Below are 20,507 nucleotides of genomic sequence, written 5' to 3' on the forward strand. Positions count from 1 at the left end.
CCTGTCGTTCAGTATCAGGCCGAGGTGCGCGGGATGGTGTCGTCCTTGCGCAGGGTGAAGATTTCGTAGCCGGTGGCGGTCACCACAAGGGTGTGTTCCCACTGGGCCGAGAGCTTGCGGTCCTTGGTGATGGCGGTCCAGCCGTCGCCCAGCACCTTGGTGTCGGCCTTGCCCTGGTTGATCATCGGCTCGATGGTGAAGGTCATGCCTTCCTTGAGCTCCATGCCGGTGCCGGCGCGGCCGTAGTGGACGATCTGCGGCTCTTCGTGGAACACCTTGCCGATACCGTGGCCGCAGAACTCGCGTACCACCGAGAAGCCGTTCTTTTCGGCGTGCTTCTGGATCACCTCGCCGATGTCGCCCAGGCGGCAGCCGGGCTTGACCAGTTCGATGGCCTTGTACAGGCACTCCTGGGTGACCTTGGACAGGCGTTCGGCCCACGGCGCGACGGTGCCGACATGGAACATCCGGCTGGTGTCGCCGTGGTAGCCGTCCTTGATCACGGTCACATCGATGTTGATAGTGTCGCCATCCTTGAGTGCCTTGTCATTGGGGATGCCATGGCAGACCACGTGGTTGATCGAGGTGCAGATCGACTTGGGGAAGCCTTTGTAGTTCAGTGGCGCCGGGATGGCCTTCTGTTCGTTGACGATGTAGTCGTGGCAGAGGCGGTCGAGCTCCTCGGTGGTGATACCGGGCTTGACGTGTGGCTCGATCATTTCCAGCACTTCGGCGGCCAGGCGGCCGGCGATGCGCATCTTCTCGATGTCTTCTGCGGTCTTGATGGTGACGGTCATTACAGGCTCTCTACGGCGCCGCGGGCGGCGCGAACAAACGGGAAAGGCCGGATTCTACCAGAGCGCGGCGTCGATCTGTCGGGATAGTCCAGCAGATCCGGTGGTCTATTGACGGCATTCTGGCCCCAAAAGGCGGGGGCTGCAAAAGCCGCTGACGGACGAAGCATCATCCGGGTTCCGTTCGCCCGCTGGCTGTGGTATAAAATGCGCCGCTTTCGGGGGGATGTCCTCCGTCAGCTCAAACCCACACACGTGTCGACACGATGGCCTGGGTGCCCGGTTTCCCTGGAAACACGGGTTGGTCATTGGGATACGTGGAGGCCCAACCCGACTTATCAAGGAACTATCATGTCCCAAGTCAACATGCGCGATATGCTGAAGGCCGGTGTGCACTTCGGCCACCAGACCCGTTACTGGAACCCGAAAATGGGCAAGTACATTTTCGGCGCGCGCAACAAGATCCACATTATCAACCTGGAAAAAACCCTGCCGATGTTCAACGAGGCTCTGTCCTTCGTAGAGCGCCTGGCCCAGGGCAAGAACAAGATCATGTTCGTCGGCACCAAGCGTTCCGCCGGCAAGATCGTCGCCGAGCAAGCTGCTCGTTGCGGTTCGCCATACGTTGATCACCGTTGGTTGGGCGGCATGCTGACCAACTACAAGACCATCCGCGCTTCGATCAAGCGTCTGCGTGACCTGGAAACCCAGGCCGAAGATGGTACTTTCACCAAGCTGACCAAGAAAGAAGCTCTGATGCGTTCGCGCGATCTGGAGAAGCTGGACCGCAGCCTGGGTGGTATCAAGGACATGGGCGGCCTGCCTGATGCCCTGTTCGTGATCGACGTCGACCACGAGCGCATTGCCATCACCGAAGCCAACAAGCTGGGCATCCCGGTTATCGGCGTTGTCGATACCAACAGCAGCCCTGAAGGTGTTGACTACATCATCCCAGGTAACGATGACGCCATCCGCGCTATCGAGCTGTACATGACTTCGATGGCCGACGCCGTCATCCGCGGCCGCAACAACGTTGCCGGCGGCACTGAAGTCTATGTTGAAGAAGCGGCTGCACCTGCTGCTGAGTAATTGACGCTTAGCGTCTACTTGGCACGCGAAAAGGGGGCTTTGCCCCCTTTTTGCCACCTTGAAATCCTGCTGTCAGCGAAGGCCCCGCATCATGGGCAGGCTGAGGTATAAAACAGCGGATTTGCAGAATTTAACGCCCGTGACGAACGGGTGGAATGGTTGAAAAACTTTCCAAGAGGATTTTGAAATGGCAGCAATTACTGCAGCGCTGGTCAAAGAACTGCGCGAGCGTACCGGCGAAGGCATGATGGATTGCAAGAAGGCCCTGGAAAAGGCCGGCGGCGACATCGAGAAGGCCATTGACGACATGCGTGCCTCGGGCGCCATCAAGGCCGCCAAGAAGGCTGGCAACGTGGCCGCCGAAGGCGCCATCGCCGTCAAGACCGACGGTAAATCCGCCGTCCTGCTGGAAGTGAACTCGCAGACCGACTTCCTGGCCCTGCAAGACGACTTCAAGAACTTCGTTGCCGAAAGCATCGAGCAGGCCTTCGCCGAGAAGCTGACCGACGCCGCTCCGCTGATCGCTTCGCGTGAAGCTGCTCGTGAAGCCCTGGTCGCCAAGTGCGGCGAGAACGTCAACATCCGTCGCCTGGTGCGCGTTGAGGGTGACGTTGTCGGTGCTTACCTGCACGGTAACAAGATCGGTGCAGTTGTTGTCCTGAAAGGCGGTGACGTCGATCTGGCCAAGAACATTGCCATGCACGTTGCTGCTTCTAACCCAGAGTTCCTGGACGCGTCGGAAATCTCCGCCGAGGCTATCGAGCGCGAGAAGAACGTCTTCCTGCAGTTGAACGCCGACAAGATCGCCGGCAAGCCGGAAAACATCGTTGAAAACATGATCAACGGTCGTATTTCCAAGTTTAAAGCCGAAGCTTCGCTGAAAGAGCAAGCCTTCGTGATGGATCCGGAAGTCAAAGTTGGCGCGCTGGCCAAGAAAGCCGGTGCCGAAATCGTTTCCTTCACCTACTTCAAGGTTGGCGAAGGCATCGAGAAGCCGGTTGACGACTTCGCTGCCGAAGTTGCCGCCCAGGTAGCTGCCGCCAAGCAGTAAGACGGACTCGTCTGTCGCCCCAAAGAGGCTGCCCGCTCACGCGCGCAGCCTCTTTGTCAAAGCGGGAGTGGTTTACCAGATCGCTGCTCGCTGACGCAGTAGCTGCGTCACGCTAGAGTTACGCGCAGGCTGAAAACAGCCCGCCAGATTTTTACAAACGCCGCAGGAGAGATTCGCAATGGCTCAGCAGGGCAGTGGTCATCAGGCTCGCTATAAACGCATTCTACTCAAACTTAGCGGCGAGGCCCTGATGGGCTCGGAAGAGTTCGGGATCGATCCCAAGGTCCTGGATCGCATGGCGCTGGAAGTCGGCCAACTGGTCGGCATCGGCGTTCAGGTCGGCCTGGTGATCGGTGGTGGCAACCTGTTCCGTGGTGCGGCGCTCAGCGCAGCCGGCATGGATCGGGTCACTGGCGACCACATGGGCATGCTGGCCACCGTGATGAACGCACTGGCCATGCGCGACGCGCTGGAGCGTGCGAACATCACCGCGATCGTCATGTCGGCCATCTCCATGGTCGGCGTCACCGATCACTATGATCGCCGCAAGGCCATGCGCCACCTGAACTCGAAAGAAGTCGTGATCTTCGCTGCCGGTACCGGCAACCCGTTCTTCACCACCGACTCCGCCGCTTGCCTGCGCGCCATCGAAATCGATGCCGACGTGGTATTGAAGGCAACCAAGGTCGATGGTGTATACACTGCAGATCCATTCAAGGACCCGCATGCCGAGAAGTTCGATCATCTGTCCTACGATGAAGTGCTGGATCGCAAGCTGGGTGTAATGGACCTGACGGCAATCTGCCTGTGCCGCGATCACAAGATGCCGTTGCGCGTCTTCAACATGAACAAACCCGGCGCCCTGCTGAACATCGTGCATGGCGGCGCGGAAGGAACTCTGATCGAGGAAGTTCAAAAATGATCAACGAAATCAAGAAAGACGCCCAGGCGCGCATGCAAAAGTCGCTGGAGTCGCTGATCCACGCATTTGGCCAGATCCGCACTGGCAAGGCGCACCCGAGCGTCCTGGGTAGCGTGATGGTGCCTTACTATGGCACCGACACCCCGCTGACCAGCGTGGCCAACGTGACCGTGAAAGACAACCAGACCCTGCAAGTGGTGCCTTTCGAGCGCAACATGCTGGGCGCCATCGACAAGGCCATCGGCAGTGCCGGCTTGAACCTCAACCCGACCAACCTGGGCGAGTTGCTGCTGGTCAACATGCCCCCGCTGACCGAAGAAACCCGCAAGGGCTTCACCAAGCAGGCACGTGCCGCAGCCGAAGATGCCCGCGTTGCCGTGCGCAACATTCGTCGTGACGCCATGGGTGACCTGAAGAAGCTGTCCAAGGACAAGGAAATCAGTGAAGACGAAGAGCGTCGTGCCAGTGCCGACATCGACAAGCTGATCAAGGATTTCGAGGCGCAGATCGCCAAGGCCACCGAAGCAAAAGAAAAGGACCTGATGGCCATCTAAGGGTCAGGACGCCTTCATGGAAAAGACCAAGCAGACTGTGCCCTCCGTGGTGCCGCGTCACGTGGCGATCATCATGGATGGGAATAATCGCTGGGCGAAGAAGCGCTTCATGCCCGGCGTTGCCGGGCATAAAGCGGGTGTCGATGCGGTGCGCGCCGTGATCGAAGTGTGCGCCGAGGCCAAGGTCGAGGTGCTCACGCTTTTTGCGTTCTCCAGTGAGAACTGGCAGCGACCGGCGGACGAAGTCAGTGCCCTCATGGACCTGTTCTTCAAGGCGCTGCGCCGCGAGGCCAAGCGCCTGAACGACAATAACATCAGCCTGCGCATCATCGGCGACCGCTCACGCTTCCACCCTGAACTCCAGGCTGCGATGCGCGAGGCCGAGGCCGCGACTGCCGGCAGCAACCGCTTCATCCTGCAGATCGCCGCCAACTACGGTGGCCAGTGGGATATCGCCCAGGCTGCCCAGCGCCTGGCGCGTGAAGTGCAGGCCGGCCATCTGCGGCCGGAGGACATCACCCCGGATTTGCTGCAGACCTGCCTGGTGACGGGCGACCTGCCATTGCCTGACCTGTGCATCCGCACCGGTGGCGAGCACCGCATCAGCAATTTCCTCTTGTGGCAGCTGGCCTACGCCGAGCTGTACTTCTCCGACCTCTATTGGCCGGACTTCAAACACGAGGCCATGCGCAATGCGCTGGCCGATTTCGCTTCGCGCCAGCGCCGCTTCGGTAAGACCAGCGAGCAGGTCGAAGCCGGAGCCCGTGCTTAATGCTTAAACAACGCATCATTACCGCGCTGATCCTGCTGCCGATCGCGGTGGGAGGTTTCTTCCTGCTCAATGGTGGGGATTTCGCCCTCTTCATCGGTTTCGTGGTGACGCTCGGTGCCTGGGAGTGGGCGCGTCTGGCCGGCCTGGTGGCGCAACCGTTGCGCATCGCCTATGCCGCCGTGGTGGCGGGCGGGCTGATGCTGCTCTACCTGATGCCGGATCTCGCGCCCTGGGTGCTGGGCGCTTCGGTGATCTGGTGGGCGCTGGCCACGTGGCTGGTGCTGACCTATCCGCGCAGCGGCGAGCTGTGGAGCAGTGCCGCCTGCCGCCTGCTGATCGGCCTGCTGGTGTTGCTGCCCGCCTGGCAGGGGCTGGTGCTGCTCAAGCACTGGCCGCTGGGCAACTGGCTGATCCTGGCGGTCATGGTGCTGGTCTGGGCGGCCGACATCGGTGCCTATTTCTCCGGCCGTGCCTTCGGCAAGCGCAAGCTGGCGCCACAGGTCAGCCCGGGCAAGAGCTGGGAGGGCGTGTATGGCGGCCTCGCGGTCAGCCTGCTGATCACTCTGGGCGTGGGCATTGCCCGTGACTGGAGTGTCGGCCAGGTGCTGCTGGGCTTGCTGGGCGCCGTGGTGGTGGTGATGTCTTCGGTGGTCGGCGACCTGACCGAAAGCATGTTCAAGCGCCGTGAAGGTATCAAGGACAGCAGCAACCTGCTGCCGGGCCATGGCGGCGTGCTTGATCGCATCGACAGCCTGACCGCGGCGATTCCGATGTTTGCCGTATTGTTGTGGGCGGCTGAGTGGGGTGTGATGTGAGTCGCGTGCAACGCATTACCGTGCTGGGGGCCACCGGCTCCATTGGCTTGAGCACGTTGGACGTCATCGCTCGCCATCCTGACCGTTACCAGGTGTTCGCCTTGAGCGGCTATTCGCGCATCGACGAACTGCTGGCCCTGTGCGAGCGCCATCGCCCGGCGTACGCCGTGGTGCCGAGCGCCGAGGCGGCCGGGCGGCTGCGCGCGGGGCTGGCCAGGAGCGGATGTGCCACCGAGGTGCTGGAAGGTGAGGCCGGGCTGTGCCAGGTCGCCTCCGCATCGGAGGTCGATACCGTGATGGCCGCCATCGTCGGTGCTGCCGGTCTGCGTCCAACCCTGGCCGCGGTCGAGGCGGGCAAGAAGGTACTGTTGGCCAACAAGGAAGCCCTGGTGATGTCCGGGGCCCTGTTCATGCAGGCGGTGCAGCGTAGCGGCGCGGTGCTGCTGCCGATCGACAGCGAGCACAACGCGATATTCCAGTGCATGCCCGGCGACTATGCCCGCGGCCTTGGCGCTGTCGGTGTGCGCCGCATCCTGCTGACCGCCTCCGGCGGCCCGTTCCGCGAAACCCCGGCCGAAGCCTTGCTGGATGTCACGCCGGAACAGGCCTGCGCCCACCCGAACTGGTCCATGGGGCGCAAGATCTCGGTCGACTCGGCGAGCATGCTGAACAAAGGCCTGGAGCTGATCGAGGCCTGCTGGCTGTTCGATGCCAAGCCTTCGCAGGTCGAAGTGGTCGTGCACCCGCAGAGTGTCATCCACTCGTTGGTGGACTATGTCGATGGCTCGGTGCTCGCCCAGTTGGGCAACCCGGACATGCGCACGCCGATCTCCAATGCCCTGGCCTGGCCGGAGCGCATCGATTCAGGCGTGGCGCCGCTGGACCTGTTCGCCATCGCCCGTCTGGATTTCCAGGCCCCCGACGAACAGCGCTTCCCATGCCTGCGCCTGGCGCGTCAGGCTGCCGAGGCGGGCAACAGTGCGCCGGCGGTGCTCAATGCCGCCAACGAAGTGGCTGTCGAAGCGTTTCTCCAGCGGCGTATCCGCTTCCCGGAGATCGCGGGTATGATCGAACAGGTGCTCGACCAGGAGCCTGTGGTGGCATTGCCCACGCTTGACGCGGTATTCGCCGCCGACCAGCGTGCCCGGGAGCTGTCCCGGGAATGGTTGCGACGCCACGGCCGCTGAAGCCTGCGGCCGGCTCCGCCGAATGTCATCCGGAGATAGGACATGACTGCGCTCTACATGATTGTCGGCACGCTGATTGCGCTCGGCGTGCTGGTCACCTTCCACGAGTTCGGCCACTTCTGGGTGGCGCGGCGCTGCGGGGTCAAGGTCCTGCGCTTCTCGGTGGGCTTCGGCACGCCGTTGCTGCGCTGGCACGATCGCCAGGGCACCGAGTTCGTCGTCGCCGCGATTCCCCTGGGCGGCTACGTCAAGATGCTCGACGAGCGCGAGGGCGAGGTGCCGCCAGCGCTGGTCGAGCAATCGTTCAACCGTAAATCGGTACGCCAGCGCATCGCTATCGTGGCGGCCGGTCCGGTCGCCAACTTCCTCCTCGCCATCCTGTTTTTCTGGGTGCTCGCCATGCTGGGCTCGCAGCAGGTGCGCCCGGTCATCGGCGCAGTCGAGGCCGGCAGCCTGGCGGCCAGCGCCGGCCTCGGCGTCGGTCAGGAAATTGTTTCCATTGATGGCAAGCCGACCAACGGCTGGTCGGCGGTCAATCTGCAACTGGTGCGTCGCCTCGGGGAGAGCGGCACGCTGCGAGTAGGTGTGCTCGATGAAGGGGCAACGGCCGAGCGCCAGCTCGACATTACCCTGAACAATTGGCTCAAGGGCGCCGATGAGCCTGATCCGATCCAGTCCCTGGGTCTGCGTCCGTGGCGACCTGCGATGGTTCCGGTGCTGGCGGAGATCGATCCGAAAGGGCCGGCCGCCGCCGCCGGGCTCAAGACCGGTGACAAGCTGCTGGCGATCGACGGTATGGCGCTGGGCGACTGGCAGCAGGTGGTCGACGCGGTCCGCGCCCGCCCCGAGCGCACTGTGAACCTGCGCATCGAGCGCGACGGCGCAGCCCTTGAGGTGCCGGTCACCCTGGCACGCAAGGGCGAAGGCCAGGCGTCTGGTGGATATCTGGGCGCCGGGGTCAAGGCGAGCGAATGGCCGGCGAAGATGCTTCGCGAGGTCAGTTACGGGCCGCTGGAGGCGGTGGGCGAGGGCTTGTCCCGCACTTGGAACATGAGTGTCCTGACCCTCGAATCGCTGAAGAAAATGCTGTTCGGAGAGCTCTCGGTAAAAAACTTGAGCGGACCGATAACCATTGCTAAAGTGGCGGGCGCTTCAGCCCAGTCGGGCGTTGGGGATTTCCTGAATTTCCTGGCCTACCTGAGCATAAGCCTGGGGGTTCTGAACCTGCTGCCCATCCCGGTACTGGATGGGGGGCATTTGCTGTTCTACCTGATCGAGTGGGCGCGCGGTCGTCCGCTCTCGGATCGGGTGCAAGGTTGGGGGGTCCAGATCGGTATCAGTTTGGTCGTCGGGGTGATGTTGCTCGCCCTGATCAACGATCTGGGTCGACTATAAAAGCTTCGCTCAATCGCGAAACCTGCCGCTTTCTCGCGGCGGGTTGTTTATTGCCAGTTGGAATAAAAGGACTTCATGAAACGTCTGCTGCTAACTGCGGTGCTCTCCGCACTGATGATCGCTGAAGTTCACGCCGAGTCCTTCACCATCTCCGATATTCGTGTCAACGGCCTGCAGCGGGTTTCCGCCGGCAGCGTGTTCGGCGCGTTGCCGCTGAACGTCGGTGACCAGGTCGACGACCGCCGCCTGGTCGAGTCCACCCGCTCGCTGTTCAAGACCGGCTTCTTCCAGGACATCCAGCTGAACCGCGACGGCAATGTCCTGATCATCAACGTGGTCGAGCGCCCTTCGGTGTCGAGCATCGAGATCGAAGGCAACAAGGCGATCAGCACCGAAGACCTGATGAAGGGCCTGAAGCAGTCGGGCCTGGCCGAAGGCGAGATCTTCCAGCGCGCGACGCTCGAAGGCGTGCGTAACGAGCTGCAGCGCCAGTACGTGGCCCAGGGCCGCTATTCGGCCGAAGTCGACGCCGAAGTCGTGCCGCAGCCGCGCAACCGCGTGGGCCTGAAGATCAAGATCAACGAAGGCACCGTGGCCGCGATCCAGCACATCAACGTGGTGGGCAACACGGTCTTCGACGACGAGACCCTAGGCCAGCTGTTCGAGCTCAAGACCACCAACTGGCTGTCGTTCTTCAAGAACGACGACAAGTACGCCCGCGAAAAACTGTCCGGTGACCTGGAGCGCCTGCGTTCCTACTACCTGGACCGCGGCTACATCAACATGGACATTGCCTCCACCCAGGTGTCGATCACCCCGGACAAGAAGCACGTCTACATCACCGTCAACATCAACGAGGGCGAGAAGTACACCGTCCGCGACGTGAAGTTGTCCGGTGACCTGAAAGTACCGGAAGACCAGGTCAAGTCGCTGCTGCTGGTGCAGCCGGGCCAGGTGTTCTCGCGCAAGGTGATGACTACCACCTCCGACCTGATCACCCGTCGCCTGGGTAACGAAGGCTATACCTTCGCCAACGTCAACGGCGTGCCGCAACCGAACGACCAGGATCACACCGTCGACATCATGTTTGTCGTCGATCCGGGCAAGCGTGCCTACGTCAACCGCATCAACTACCGCGGCAACACCAAGACCGAAGACGAAGTGCTTCGCCGCGAAATGCGCCAGATGGAAGGTGGCTGGGCTTCGACCTACCTCATCGACCAATCCAAGACCCGCCTCGAGCGCCTGGGCTTCTTCAAGGAAGTCAACGTCGAGACGCCGCCGGTGCCGGGCACCGACGACCAGGTCGACGTCAACTACAGCGTCGAAGAGCAAGCCTCCGGCTCGATCACCGCCAGCGTCGGTTTCGCCCAGAGCGCGGGCCTGATCCTGGGTGGCTCGATCAGCCAGAACAACTTCCTGGGTACCGGTAACAAGGTCTCCATCGGCCTGACCCGTTCCGAATACCAGACCCGCTACAACTTCGGCTACGTTGATCCCTACTTCACCCCCGACGGTGTGAGCCTGGGTTACAACGCCTTCTACCGCAGCACCGACTACGACGACCTCGACGTCGACGTGGCCAGCTATGCGGTGGACAGCCTGGGTGCGGGCGTCAGCCTCGGCTACCCGATCAGCGAGACCTCGCGCCTGACCTACGGCCTGACCGTGCAGCAGGACAAGCTGAAGACCGGCCGCTACACCGTCGATGAGATCTTCAAGTTCATCCAGGATGAAGGCGACAACTTCCTCAACTTCAAGGCGTCGATCGGCTGGTCCGAGTCGACCTTGAACAAGGGCGTGCTGGCCACCCGGGGTCACTCCCAGAGCCTGACCCTCGAGACCACCGTGCCGGGCAGCGACCTGTCGTTCTACAAGCTCGACTACCGTGGCCAGCTGTTCAAGCCGATCAACAACGACTACACCCTGCGCCTGCACACCGAGCTGGGCTATGGTGATGGCTATGGCTCGACCAACGGTCTGCCGTTCTACGAGAACTACTACGCGGGCGGTTTCAACTCCGTGCGCGGCTTCAAGGACAGTACCCTGGGCCCACGCAGCACACCGAGCCGTGGCGCCGCCGTGACCGGCAACCAGGGCACCATCGCCGACCCGGACCAGGATCCGCTGCCGTTCGGTGGCAACGTCCTCGTCCAGGGTGGTGTGGAGCTGCTGTTCCCGCTGCCGTTCGTCAAGGACCAGCGTTCGCTGCGCACCTCCGTGTTCTGGGACGTGGGTAACGTGTTCGACACCAACTGCGGTTCCAAGCCGGACTGCACCAAGGTCGGTTTCTCGGACATGGCCAGCTCCGTCGGTCTGGGCGTAACCTGGATCACCGCGCTGGGCCCGCTGAGCTTCAGCCTGGCGATGCCGATCAAGAAGCCGGACGACGCCGACACGCAAGTGTTCCAATTCTCTCTGGGCCAGACCTTCTGAGGTCGGCCCTTGCATAACGACAACGGATTATCCAGGAGTGCATCGTGCGTAAGTTGACTCAACTGGCCCTTGTGGCCGCGGCGCTGGTCGCCACCCCGGCTTTCGCCGAAATGAAGGTTGCCGTGCTGAACTATCAGATGGCCCTGCTGGAATCCGACGCGGCCAAGAAATACGCCGTTGACGCCGAGAAGAAGTTCGGCCCGCAACTGACCAAGCTCAAGGGCCTGGAAAGCAGCGCCAAGGGCATCCAGGATCGCCTGATCAAGGGCGGCGACAAGATGCCTCAGCCAGAGCGCGAGCGCCTCGAGCTCGAGTTCAAGCAAAAGGCCCGCGACTTCCAGTTCCAGTCCAAGGAGCTCAACGAAGCCAAGGCCGTGGCGGATCGCGACATGCTCAAGCAGCTCAAGCCCAAGCTTGATGGCGCCGTCGAGGAAGTGATCAAGAAGGGCGGCTTCGACCTGGTGCTCGAGCGTGGCGCGGTCATCGATGTCAAGCCGCAGTACGACATCACTCGCCAGGTCATCGAGCGCATGAACCAAGCCCGTTGATATGACCGTAACCATGACACTCGGCCAGCTGGCCGAAGCCCTCGGGGCCGAGCTCAAAGGTCCCGAAGCGCTGGAAATCACCGGGTTGGCCACCTTGCAGGAGGCCGTTTCCGGGCAGCTGAGTTTCCTGGCCAACAAGCAGTACCGCAAGTTTCTGGAGGATTCCACAGCCAGCGCGGTATTGCTCAAGGCCGAGGACGCCGAAGGTTTCGCCGGCAATGCCTTGATCGTGGCCGACCCGTATTTGGCGTACGCGCGCATCTCGCACCTGTTCGATCCGAAGCCCAAGGCTGTGGCGGGAATCCATCCCAGCGCCGTGGTTGCCGAGGATGCCCAGGTGGATGCCAGCGCCAGCATCGGTCCGTTCGCGGTGGTCGAAAGCGGCGCGCGAATCGACGCCAACGTGACGGTCGGCGCGCACTGTTTCATCGGTGCCCGTTGCATCATCGGCGAGGGTGGCTGGTTGGCACCCCGTGTCACGCTGTATCACGACGTGACCATCGGCAAGCGCGTGGTCATCCAGTCCGGCGCGGTGATCGGTGGCGAGGGCTTCGGCTTTGCCAACGAGAAAGGCATCTGGCGCAAGATTGCGCAGATCGGCGGCGTCACCCTGGGCGACGATGTCGAGATCGGCGTGAACACTGCGGTGGACCGCGGCGCCCTGTCGGATACGCGCATCGGTGATGGCGTCAAGCTCGACAACCAGATCCAGATCGCCCATAACGTGCAGGTCGGTGACCACACGGCGATGGCGGCCTGCGTCGGCATCTCGGGCAGTACCCGTATCGGCAAGCACTGCATGATTGCCGGTGGGGTCGGGATGGTCGGTCACATCGACGTCTGCGACAATGTTTTCGTCTCCGGCATGACCATGGTGACCCGTTCGATTACCGAACCGGGTGGCTACTCTTCCGGTACGGCCATGCAACCTTTGGCCGAATGGCGCAAGAGCGCCGCTCGCATTCGCCAGCTGGACGAGATGTCCAAGCGTCTCCAGCAGCTGGAAAAGCGTGTCGACACCGTGACCTCAGGTGGCCAGCCGACATCAGAAGGCTGATACCATTTACTGAGCGAGCGTTACAGTCGCTAGCTGGCTCCTCTTTGGATCTGCAAAAGGAGCGTGTGGTCAGCACCTGCGCTCCCTATTCTTATACAGGCTTCCCCCCGAAATGATGGACATCAACGAGATTCGCGAATACCTGCCTCACCGTTACCCGTTCCTGCTGGTGGACCGGGTGACGGACCTGGACTTCGAGGCCCAAAGCATTCGTGCCTACAAGAATGTCAGCATCAACGAGCCGTTCTTCAATGGCCACTTCCCGGCGCATCCGATCATGCCGGGCGTGCTGATCATCGAGGCGATGGCCCAGGCGGCCGGAATTCTCGGATTCAAGATGCTCGACGCCAAACCGGCTGACGGCACGCTTTACTACTTTGTCGGCTCCGACAAGCTGCGTTTCCGCCAACCGGTACTGCCGGGTGACCAGCTGGTCCTGGAAGCCAAGTTCCTCAGCCGCAAGAGCATGATCTGGAAGTTCGAATGCCGTGCCTTGGTGGACGGCAAGCCGGTCTGCTCGGCCGAGATTACCTGCGCGGAACGCTCCCTATGAGTTCGATTGATCCACGGGCGATCATCGACCCCTCGGCCAGGCTGGCCGAGGGCGTCGAGGTTGGCCCCTGGTCGATCGTAGGCCCCGATGTCGAAATCGGGGAGGGCACCGTCATTGGCCCGCACGTCGTGCTTAAAGGGCCGACCCGTATCGGCAAGCACAATCGCATCTACCAGTTCTCCTCGATCGGTGAAGACACCCCAGACTTGAAGTACAAGGGTGAGCCGACGCGCCTGGTGATCGGTGACCACAACGTGATCCGCGAGGGTGTCACCATCCATCGCGGCACCGTGCAGGACCGTTCGGAAACGACGCTGGGCGATCACAACCTGATCATGGCCTATGCCCACATCGGCCATGACAGCGTCATCGGCAACCACTGCATCCTGGTCAACAACACCGCGTTGGCCGGGCACGTGCACGTGGGCGACTGGGCGATCCTGTCGGGCTACACATTGGTGCACCAGTACTGCCATATCGGCGCGCATGCCTTTTCCGGCATGGGTACCGCGATCGGCAAGGACGTGCCGGCCTACGTGACGGTGTTCGGCAGCCCGGCCGAGGCGCGCAGCATGAACTTCGAAGGCCTGCGCCGTCGTGGTTTCAGCGACGAGGTGCTGCATGCACTGCGCCGCGCCTACAAGGTTGTCTATCGCCAGGGCCTGACCGTCGAAGAGGCGCTCAAGGAGCTGGACGAGCTGGTGAGCCAGTTCCCGGAAGTCGACCTGTTCCGTCAATCGATCGCCAACTCCGCCCGCGGCATCACGCGCTGACATGGCCCAACTTTGCGTGGCGCTGGTCGCGGGCGAGGCCAGCGGCGACATCCTCGGTTCCGGCTTGATGCGTGCCATCAAGGCGCGCCATCCCGATGTGCGGTTCATCGGCGTCGGCGGTCCCTTGATGGAAGCCGAAGGCATGACCTCCTACTTCCCGATGGAGCGCCTGGCCGTCATGGGCCTGGTCGAGGTGCTCGGGCGTCTGCGCGAGCTGCTCAAGCGGCGCAAGCTGCTGATCGAGACACTGATCGGTGAAAAGCCCGACGTGTTCATCGGTATCGACGCACCTGACTTCACCCTGAATATTGAGCTCAAGCTGCGCCAGGCCGGGATCAAGACGGTGCACTACGTCAGCCCGTCGGTCTGGGCCTGGCGACAGAAGCGCGTACTGAAGATCCGCGAGGGGTGCGACCTGATGCTCACCCTGCTGCCGTTCGAGGCGCGCTTCTATGAAGAGCAGGGTGTGCCGGTGCGTTTCGTCGGCCACCCGTTGGCGGATACCATTCCCCTCGAGGCTGACCGTGGCGCTGCGCGTGCCGAGCTGGGCCTGGGCGATGGCCCGGTGATCGCCCTGATGCCTGGCAGCCGCGGCGGCGAAGTGGGGCGCCTGGGCGCCTTGTTCCTTGACGCAGCCCAGCGCTTGCGCGAGCTGGTGCCTGGCGCACGTTTCGTGCTGCCGTGCGCCAATGCCGCGCGCCGCGCCCAGGTCGAGCAGATGCTCGAAGGGCGCGAGCTGCCGCTGACCTTGCTCGACGGCCAGTCGCACAAGGCCCTGGCGGCGTGCGACGCGGTGCTGATCGCCTCGGGTACCGCCACCCTGGAAGCGATGCTGTACAAGCGGCCGATGGTGGTGGCCTATCGCCTGGCACCGCTGACGCACTGGATCCTCAAACGCATGGTCAAGAGCCCGTACGTGTCGCTGCCCAACCTGCTCGCCCAGCGCCTGCTGGTGCCCGAGTTGCTGCAGCACGCCGCCACCAGCGAGGCCTTGGCGCAAACCCTGGCGCCGCTGGTCAAGGACGGCACGCAGCAGACCGACAGCTTCGACCAGATCCACCGCACCCTGCGCCGCGATGCCTCCAACCAGGCGGCCGACGCGGTGCTTGCCCTGTTGAAGGACCGCTGACATGCAGATGGGACTGGATTTCAACCTGGTCGAGGAACTGGTGGCCGGCGTCGACGAAGTGGGCCGTGGTCCGCTGTGCGGCGCAGTGGTCACCGCAGCGGTAATTCTCGACCCGCGCCGGCCTATCCTCGGCCTGAACGACTCGAAAAAACTCACCGAAGCCAAGCGCGATGCGCTGTTCGACGAGATCTGCGAAAAGGCGCTGAGTTTCTGCATCGCTCGCGCCGAGGTCGAGGAAATCGACCGACTGAACATCCTCCATGCGACCATGCTGGCCATGCAGCGTGCGGTCGAAGGGCTGCACGTCACGCCGAAACTGGCGCTGATCGATGGCAACCGCTGTCCGAAGCTTTCGGTACCGGCGGCTCCGGTGGTCAAGGGTGATTCGCAGGTGCCGGCCATCGCCGCCGCCTCGATTCTGGCCAAGGTCACCCGTGACCGCGAGATGAGCGCGTTCGAGCTGATCTACCCGGGTTATGGGATCGGCGGGCACAAGGGGTATCCGACTCCAGTGCACCTTGAGGCCCTGGCCCGTCTAGGGCCGACGCCCATTCATCGGCGTTCGTTCGCACCTGTTCGAGCTGCCTGGGAAGCTCGTGAGGGCGTTTCCACCTTTCTGATCTGATTATCGCCATGCATCGCGGGGCAAGCCCGCTCCCACGCAGCCGATTCCATTGCAGGCTTGGCGTGGGAGCGGGCTTGCCCCGTGATGCATTCTGCAATCAACCGCTGACCTGCAGGCGAGGCAAGCGCAGAGCAATACGCTACAATCCCGCCCTTGTCGTTCAGCACTGCTACAGGATCCTCCATGTCGGTCTCCTTCGTTCACCTTCGCGTGCACTCCGAATTCTCCCTGGTCGACGGCCTGGTGCGGATCAAGCCGCTGGCCAAGGCCCTGGCCGGGATGAACATGCCGGCGGTGGCGATCACCGACCAGAGCAACATGTGCTCGCTGGTGAAGTTCTACAAGACCGCCATGGGCGCCGGCATCAAGCCGATCTGCGGCGCCGACCTGTGGCTGGCTGGCGTTGACCCGGAGGCGCCACTGTCGCGCATCTGTTTCCTGGCCATGAACCCCAAGGGTTACCGCAATCTCACCGAGCTGATCTCGCGTGGTTGGACCGATGGCCAGCGCAATGGGCTGGTGATCATCCAGCGCGACTGGATCGCCCCGGCCAGCGAGGGGCTGATTGCCCTGTCCGCGGGCAAGGAAGGCGACATCGGCATGGCGCTGATGGCCAATCGTCAGGACGAAGCCCAGGTACTGCTCGCCGACTGGATGAGCATGTTCCCCGAGCGCTTCTACGTCGAGGTGCAGCGTACCAACCGCGCTGGTGACGAGGAATACGTGCACGCTGCCGTGGCCTTGGCCGACAAGCTCGGCGCGCCGCTGGTGGCGACCAACGACGTGCGCTTCGTCAAGCAGTCGGACTTCGACGCCCACGAGACCCGCGTGTGCATCGGCGAGGGTTGGACCCTGGACGACCCGCGCCGCCCGCGTGGCTACAGCGACCAGCAGTACCTAAAGTCCGCCGAAGAGATGACCGAGCTGTTCAGCGACTTGCCGGATGCCATTGCCAACACCGTGGAGATCGCCAAGCGCTGCAACATCACCGTGCAGCTGGGCAAGTACTTCCTCCCCGACTTCCCGACGCCCAACGGCATGGGTATCGACGACTACCTGCGGCATGTCTCCCACGAAGGCCTCGAAGAGCGCCTGGCGGTGCTTTGGCCGAAGGAGACCACGCCCAATTATGAAGAGAAGCGCCAGGTTTACCTGGACCGCCTTAAGTTCGAGCTGGACATCATCATCCAGATGGGCTTCCCCGGTTACTTCCTGATCGTTATGGACTTCATCAAGTGGGCGAAGAACAACGACGTGCCGGTCGGCCCGGGCCGGGGGTCGGGTGCCGGCTCGCTGGTGGCCTACGTGCTGAAGATCACCGACCTCGACCCGTTGGCCTACGACCTGCTGTTCGAGCGCTTCCTCAACCCTGAACGTATTTCCATGCCCGACTTCGACGTCGACTTCTGCATGGATGGCCGCGACCGGGTGATCGACTACGTGGCCGAGGCATACGGGCGCAACGCGGTGAGCCAGATCATCACCTTCGGCACCATGGCCGCCAAGGCGGTGGTGCGTGACGTGGCGCGGGTGCAGGGCAAGTCCTACGGCCTGGCCGACCGCCTGTCGAAGATGATCCCGTTCGAAGTGGGCATGACCCTGGAGAAGGCCTACGAGCAGGAAGAGATCCTGCGCGACTTCCTCAAGGGCGACGAGGATGCCCGCGAAATCTGGGACATGGCCCTCAAGCTCGAAGGTGTCACCCGCGGTACCGGCAAGCACGCCGGCGGCGTGGTGATCGCCCCGACCAAGCTTACCGACTTTTCGCCGATCGCCTGTGATGAAGAAGGCGGCGGCCTGGTGACCCAGTTCGACAAGGACGACGTCGAGGCCGCGGGCCTGGTGAAGTTCGACTTCCTCGGCCTGCGCACCCTGACGATCATCAAGTGGGCGATGGAGATCATCAACCGTGAGCAGGCCAAGAAGAACCTGCCCGACGTCAACATCGACTTCATCCCGCTGGACGACCGCAAGACCTACGAGCTGTTGCAGAAGGCTGAAACCACTGCAGTGTTCCAGCTCGAATCGCGCGGCATGAAAGAGCTGATCAAGAAGCTCAAACCCGACTGCCTGGAAGACCTGATCGCACTGGTGGCGCTGTTCCGTCCCGGCCCGCTGCAATCGGGCATGGTGGACGACTTCATCAACCGCAAGCACGGTCGCGCCGAGTTGGCCTACCCGCATGCGGACTACCAGTACGAAGGCCTCAAGCCCGTTCTTGCGCCGACCTACGGCATCATCCTGTACCAGGAACAGGTGATGCAGATCGCCCAGGTGATGGCGGGCTATACCCTGGGTGGCGCCGACATGCTGCGCCGGGCCATGGGTAAGAAAAAGCCCGAGGAAATGGCCAAGCAGCGTGGCGGTTTCATCGAAGGCTGCGTGGCCAACAACATTGATGCGGATCTGGCCGGTAACATCTTCGATCTGGTAGAGAAATTCGCCGGTTACGGGTTCAACAAATCTCACTCTGCGGCCTATGGCCTGGTCTCTTACCAGACAGCGTGGTTGAAGACCCACTACCCGGCGCCGTTCATGGCCGCGGTCCTGTCGGCGGATATGCACAACACCGACAAGGTCGTGGTGCTGGTCGAGGAAGTACGCAGCATGAAGCTGCGCCTCGACGCGCCGGACGTGAACTTCTCCGACTTCAAGTTCACCGTCAACAACGATGGCCGCATCGTCTATGGCCTGGGGGCGATCAAGGGGGTGGGCGAGGGGCCGGTGGAGGCGATCGTCGAGGCGCGCGCACAGGGTGGTCCGTTCAAGGACCTGTTCGACTTCTGTGAGCGCATCGACCTCAAGCGCGTCAACAAGCGTACCCTCGATGCGTTGATTCGCAGTGGCGCACTGGATCGTCTCGGCCCGCACTTCCATGACGAGATCAAGGCCTACCAGGCCAACATCGACATCAACCGCGCGACCCTGCTCTCGGCGCTGGGTGAGGCCGTCAAGGCTGCCGAACAGGCGGCCCATACCGCCGACAGTGGCCATGTCGACCTGTTCGGCGGCATGTTCGACGAGGCGGATGTCGACGTTTACGCCAACCACCGCAAGGTGCGGGAGTTGACGCTCAAAGAGCGCCTGAAGGGCGAAAAGGACACCCTCGGCCTGTACCTCACCGGGCATCCGATCGATGAGTACGAGACCGAGATCCGCCGTTTCGCCCGCCAGCGCATTGTCGACCTGAAGCCCGCGCGGGATACCCAGACCATCGCCGGGATGATCATTGCCCTGCGCGTGATGAAGAACAAGAAGGGCGACAAGATGGGCTTCGTCACCCTCGACGACCGTTCCGGGCGCATCGAGGCCTCGTTGTTCGCCGATGCCTTCATGGGCGCCCAGGCTCTTCTGCAGACCGACGCCATGGTGGTGGTGGAAGGGGAGGTCAGCAACGACGACTTCTCCGGTGGCCTGCGCCTGCGGGTCAAGACGGTGATGACCATGGAGGATGCCCGTACCAAGCTGGCCGAAAGCCTGCGCCTGAAGGTCGCCCACGACGCGCTCAAGGGGGACCGCCTGAACTGGCTGGGCGAGCTGATCACCCGCCACCGTGGTGGCTGCCCGATCACCCTGGAGTACACCGGCAGCGACGCCAAGGCCATGCTGCAATTCGGCGACCAGTGGTCCATCGACCCGGCCGACGGCCTGATTCAGGCACTGCGTGACCAGTTCGGACGTGAGAACGTCTTCCTGCAATACCGTTGAAACGACGAATTTTAATCTCGACCTATATGCGCCTGATCCCTTAAGGTAGGGCGCCAAACGGATCAACCGGCCGGCCGCCTGGCCGTAGACCCAAGACGGAAGCCTATGAACCCGAATTTCCTCGATTTCGAACAGCCGATTGCCGACCTGCAAGCCAAGATCGAAGAGCTGCGCCTGGTGGGTAACGACAACTCGCTGAACATCAGCGATGAAATTGCCCGTCTGCAGGACAAGAGCAGCACCCTGACCGAGAGCATCTTCGGCAACCTGACCAGCTGGCAGATCGCCCGTCTGGCCCGTCACCCGCGCCGCCCCTACACCCTCGACTACATCGACCACCTCTTCACCGAGTTCGAAGAGCTGCACGGCGACCGTCACTTCTCCGACGACGCCGCCATCGTCGGTGGCACCGCGCGCCTGGACGACAAGCCGGTCATGGTCATCGGCCACCAGAAGGGCCGTGAAGTGCGCGAGAAGGTGCGCCGCAACTTCGGCATGCCGCGTCCCGAAGGCTATCGCAAGGCCTGCCGCCTGATGGAAATGGCCGAGCGTTTCAAGATGCCGATCCTGACCTTCATCGACACCCCGGGTGCCTATCCGGGCATCGACGCCGAAGAGCGCAACCAGAGCGAGGCCATCGCCTGGAACCTGCGCGTGATGGCGCGCCTGAAGACGCCGATCATCGCCACCGTGATCGGTGAGGGTGGTTCCGGCGGCGCGTTGGCCATCGGTGTGTGCGACCAGCTGAACATGCTGCAGTATTCCACCTACTCGGTGATCTCGCCGGAAGGCTGCGCCTCGATCCTATGGAAGACCGCTGACAAGGCCGCCGACGCCGCCGAGGCCATGGGCATCACCGCCGAGCGCCTGAAGAGCCTGAACATCGTCGACAAGGTCATCCAGGAGCCGCTGGGCGGCGCCCACCGTGATCCGGCCAAGATGTCCGCGAGCATCCGCGCCGACCTGATCGAACAGCTGGACATGCTCGGCAAGCTCGACAACGACGCGCTGCTCAAGCGCCGTTACGATCGCCTGATGAGCTACGGTCTCTGATCGTAGTCTGACGCCCTCGATCGCGGGGCAAGCCCGCTCCCACGTT

Annotated in this window: 18 protein-coding genes; 17 read left to right on the forward strand and 1 reads right to left on the reverse strand. The window is 62.6% G+C overall.

Features of this window, described 5'->3' with window-relative positions:
- Nucleotides 1-14: 14 nt before the first annotated feature.
- Nucleotides 15-797 (reverse strand): type I methionyl aminopeptidase, encoded by a 783-nt coding sequence (gene map, locus DFS21_RS08680; RefSeq protein ID WP_094011637.1) that lies wholly within the window; start codon nt 795-797, stop codon nt 15-17.
- Nucleotides 798-1,145: 348 nt separating this feature from the next.
- Here map and rpsB point away from each other — a divergent pair, with 348 nt between their 5' ends.
- From rpsB to DFS21_RS08765, 17 genes are all read left to right on the forward strand, one after another.
- Nucleotides 1,146-1,883, forward strand: a complete 738-nt coding sequence (gene rpsB, locus DFS21_RS08685; protein WP_023629884.1) for a 30S ribosomal protein S2 — start codon at nt 1,146-1,148, stop codon at nt 1,881-1,883.
- Between the two features lie 187 nt (nt 1,884-2,070).
- On the forward strand, nt 2,071-2,934 hold the full coding sequence (gene tsf, locus DFS21_RS08690) for a translation elongation factor Ts (protein WP_023629890.1): 864 nt from the start codon (nt 2,071-2,073) through the stop codon (nt 2,932-2,934).
- A 178-nt stretch (nt 2,935-3,112) separates the two neighbouring features.
- On the forward strand, nt 3,113-3,856 hold the full coding sequence (pyrH, locus tag DFS21_RS08695) for a UMP kinase (protein ID WP_023629889.1): 744 nt from the start codon (nt 3,113-3,115) through the stop codon (nt 3,854-3,856).
- Nucleotides 3,853-4,410: a ribosome recycling factor gene (gene frr / locus DFS21_RS08700; RefSeq protein WP_046854394.1), complete on the forward strand. Its 558-nt coding sequence runs from the start codon at nt 3,853-3,855 to the stop codon at nt 4,408-4,410. The genes pyrH and frr overlap by 4 nt, the downstream gene beginning before the upstream one ends.
- A 16-nt stretch (nt 4,411-4,426) precedes the next feature.
- Nucleotides 4,427-5,182 (forward strand): polyprenyl diphosphate synthase, encoded by a 756-nt coding sequence (gene uppS / locus DFS21_RS08705; protein WP_102684051.1) that lies wholly within the window; start codon nt 4,427-4,429, stop codon nt 5,180-5,182.
- Nucleotides 5,182-5,997 (forward strand): phosphatidate cytidylyltransferase, encoded by an 816-nt coding sequence (locus tag DFS21_RS08710; RefSeq protein WP_038706689.1) that lies wholly within the window; start codon nt 5,182-5,184, stop codon nt 5,995-5,997. The genes uppS and DFS21_RS08710 overlap by 1 nt, the downstream gene beginning before the upstream one ends.
- On the forward strand, nt 5,994-7,184 hold the full coding sequence (ispC, locus tag DFS21_RS08715) for a 1-deoxy-D-xylulose-5-phosphate reductoisomerase (protein WP_102684052.1): 1,191 nt from the start codon (nt 5,994-5,996) through the stop codon (nt 7,182-7,184). The genes DFS21_RS08710 and ispC overlap by 4 nt, the downstream gene beginning before the upstream one ends.
- Before the next feature lie 42 nt (nt 7,185-7,226).
- Complete coding sequence (gene rseP / locus DFS21_RS08720; protein WP_111532143.1) at nt 7,227-8,579, forward strand: RIP metalloprotease RseP; 1,353 nt, start codon at nt 7,227-7,229, stop codon at nt 8,577-8,579.
- 75 nt (nt 8,580-8,654) lie between these two features.
- Nucleotides 8,655-11,015, forward strand: a complete 2,361-nt coding sequence (gene bamA, locus DFS21_RS08725) for an outer membrane protein assembly factor BamA (RefSeq protein WP_046854398.1) — start codon at nt 8,655-8,657, stop codon at nt 11,013-11,015.
- Between the two features lie 44 nt (nt 11,016-11,059).
- The gene (locus DFS21_RS08730; protein WP_023629834.1) at nt 11,060-11,563 is read left to right on the forward strand and encodes an OmpH family outer membrane protein; all 504 of its coding nucleotides are present in this window, start codon (nt 11,060-11,062) and stop codon (nt 11,561-11,563) included.
- A 1-nt stretch (nt 11,564) separates the two neighbouring features.
- Nucleotides 11,565-12,620, forward strand: coding sequence for a UDP-3-O-(3-hydroxymyristoyl)glucosamine N-acyltransferase (gene lpxD / locus DFS21_RS08735; protein ID WP_111532144.1), 1,056 nt, complete (start codon nt 11,565-11,567; stop codon nt 12,618-12,620).
- A gap of 112 nt (nt 12,621-12,732) precedes the next feature.
- The gene (gene fabZ / locus DFS21_RS08740; protein WP_003252314.1) at nt 12,733-13,173 is read left to right on the forward strand and encodes a 3-hydroxyacyl-ACP dehydratase FabZ; all 441 of its coding nucleotides are present in this window, start codon (nt 12,733-12,735) and stop codon (nt 13,171-13,173) included.
- Complete coding sequence (lpxA, locus tag DFS21_RS08745) at nt 13,170-13,946, forward strand: acyl-ACP--UDP-N-acetylglucosamine O-acyltransferase (protein ID WP_111532145.1); 777 nt, start codon at nt 13,170-13,172, stop codon at nt 13,944-13,946. Before fabZ ends, lpxA begins: the two co-directional genes overlap by 4 nt.
- Before the next feature lies 1 nt (nt 13,947).
- Nucleotides 13,948-15,075, forward strand: coding sequence for a lipid-A-disaccharide synthase (lpxB, locus tag DFS21_RS08750; protein WP_111532146.1), 1,128 nt, complete (start codon nt 13,948-13,950; stop codon nt 15,073-15,075).
- Between the two features lies 1 nt (nt 15,076).
- The gene (gene rnhB / locus DFS21_RS08755; protein WP_111532147.1) at nt 15,077-15,700 is read left to right on the forward strand and encodes a ribonuclease HII; all 624 of its coding nucleotides are present in this window, start codon (nt 15,077-15,079) and stop codon (nt 15,698-15,700) included.
- A gap of 183 nt (nt 15,701-15,883) precedes the next feature.
- Nucleotides 15,884-19,408, forward strand: a complete 3,525-nt coding sequence (dnaE, locus tag DFS21_RS08760) for a DNA polymerase III subunit alpha (RefSeq protein WP_110701892.1) — start codon at nt 15,884-15,886, stop codon at nt 19,406-19,408.
- 105 nt (nt 19,409-19,513) lie between these two features.
- Entirely contained in the window at nt 19,514-20,461 is a 948-nt protein-coding gene (locus tag DFS21_RS08765) for an acetyl-CoA carboxylase carboxyltransferase subunit alpha (protein WP_023628729.1), read from the forward strand.
- The last annotated feature ends 46 nt before the right edge of the window (nt 20,462-20,507 follow it).

The sequence above is a fragment of the Pseudomonas sp. 2848 genome, assembly GCF_003253945.1.
Taxonomy (GTDB): Bacteria; Pseudomonadota; Gammaproteobacteria; order Pseudomonadales; family Pseudomonadaceae; genus Aquipseudomonas.

What these genes read in the sequence shown, in the direction of transcription:
- map (WP_094011637.1), bottom strand. Translation starts at nt 797, where the DNA reads ATGACCGTCACCATCAAGACCGCAGAAGACATCGAGAAGATGCGCATC.
- rpsB (WP_023629884.1), top strand. Translation starts at nt 1,146, where the DNA reads ATGTCCCAAGTCAACATGCGCGATATGCTGAAGGCCGGTGTGCACTTC.
- tsf (WP_023629890.1), top strand. Translation starts at nt 2,071, where the DNA reads ATGGCAGCAATTACTGCAGCGCTGGTCAAAGAACTGCGCGAGCGTACC.
- pyrH (WP_023629889.1), top strand. Translation starts at nt 3,113, where the DNA reads ATGGCTCAGCAGGGCAGTGGTCATCAGGCTCGCTATAAACGCATTCTA.
- frr (WP_046854394.1), top strand. Translation starts at nt 3,853, where the DNA reads ATGATCAACGAAATCAAGAAAGACGCCCAGGCGCGCATGCAAAAGTCG.
- uppS (WP_102684051.1), top strand. Translation starts at nt 4,427, where the DNA reads ATGGAAAAGACCAAGCAGACTGTGCCCTCCGTGGTGCCGCGTCACGTG.
- DFS21_RS08710 (WP_038706689.1), top strand. Translation starts at nt 5,182, where the DNA reads ATGCTTAAACAACGCATCATTACCGCGCTGATCCTGCTGCCGATCGCG.
- rseP (WP_111532143.1), top strand. Translation starts at nt 7,227, where the DNA reads ATGACTGCGCTCTACATGATTGTCGGCACGCTGATTGCGCTCGGCGTG.
- bamA (WP_046854398.1), top strand. Translation starts at nt 8,655, where the DNA reads ATGAAACGTCTGCTGCTAACTGCGGTGCTCTCCGCACTGATGATCGCT.
- lpxD (WP_111532144.1), top strand. Translation starts at nt 11,565, where the DNA reads ATGACCGTAACCATGACACTCGGCCAGCTGGCCGAAGCCCTCGGGGCC.
- fabZ (WP_003252314.1), top strand. Translation starts at nt 12,733, where the DNA reads ATGATGGACATCAACGAGATTCGCGAATACCTGCCTCACCGTTACCCG.
- lpxA (WP_111532145.1), top strand. Translation starts at nt 13,170, where the DNA reads ATGAGTTCGATTGATCCACGGGCGATCATCGACCCCTCGGCCAGGCTG.
- lpxB (WP_111532146.1), top strand. Translation starts at nt 13,948, where the DNA reads ATGGCCCAACTTTGCGTGGCGCTGGTCGCGGGCGAGGCCAGCGGCGAC.
- rnhB (WP_111532147.1), top strand. Translation starts at nt 15,077, where the DNA reads ATGCAGATGGGACTGGATTTCAACCTGGTCGAGGAACTGGTGGCCGGC.
- dnaE (WP_110701892.1), top strand. Translation starts at nt 15,884, where the DNA reads ATGTCGGTCTCCTTCGTTCACCTTCGCGTGCACTCCGAATTCTCCCTG.
- DFS21_RS08765 (WP_023628729.1), top strand. Translation starts at nt 19,514, where the DNA reads ATGAACCCGAATTTCCTCGATTTCGAACAGCCGATTGCCGACCTGCAA.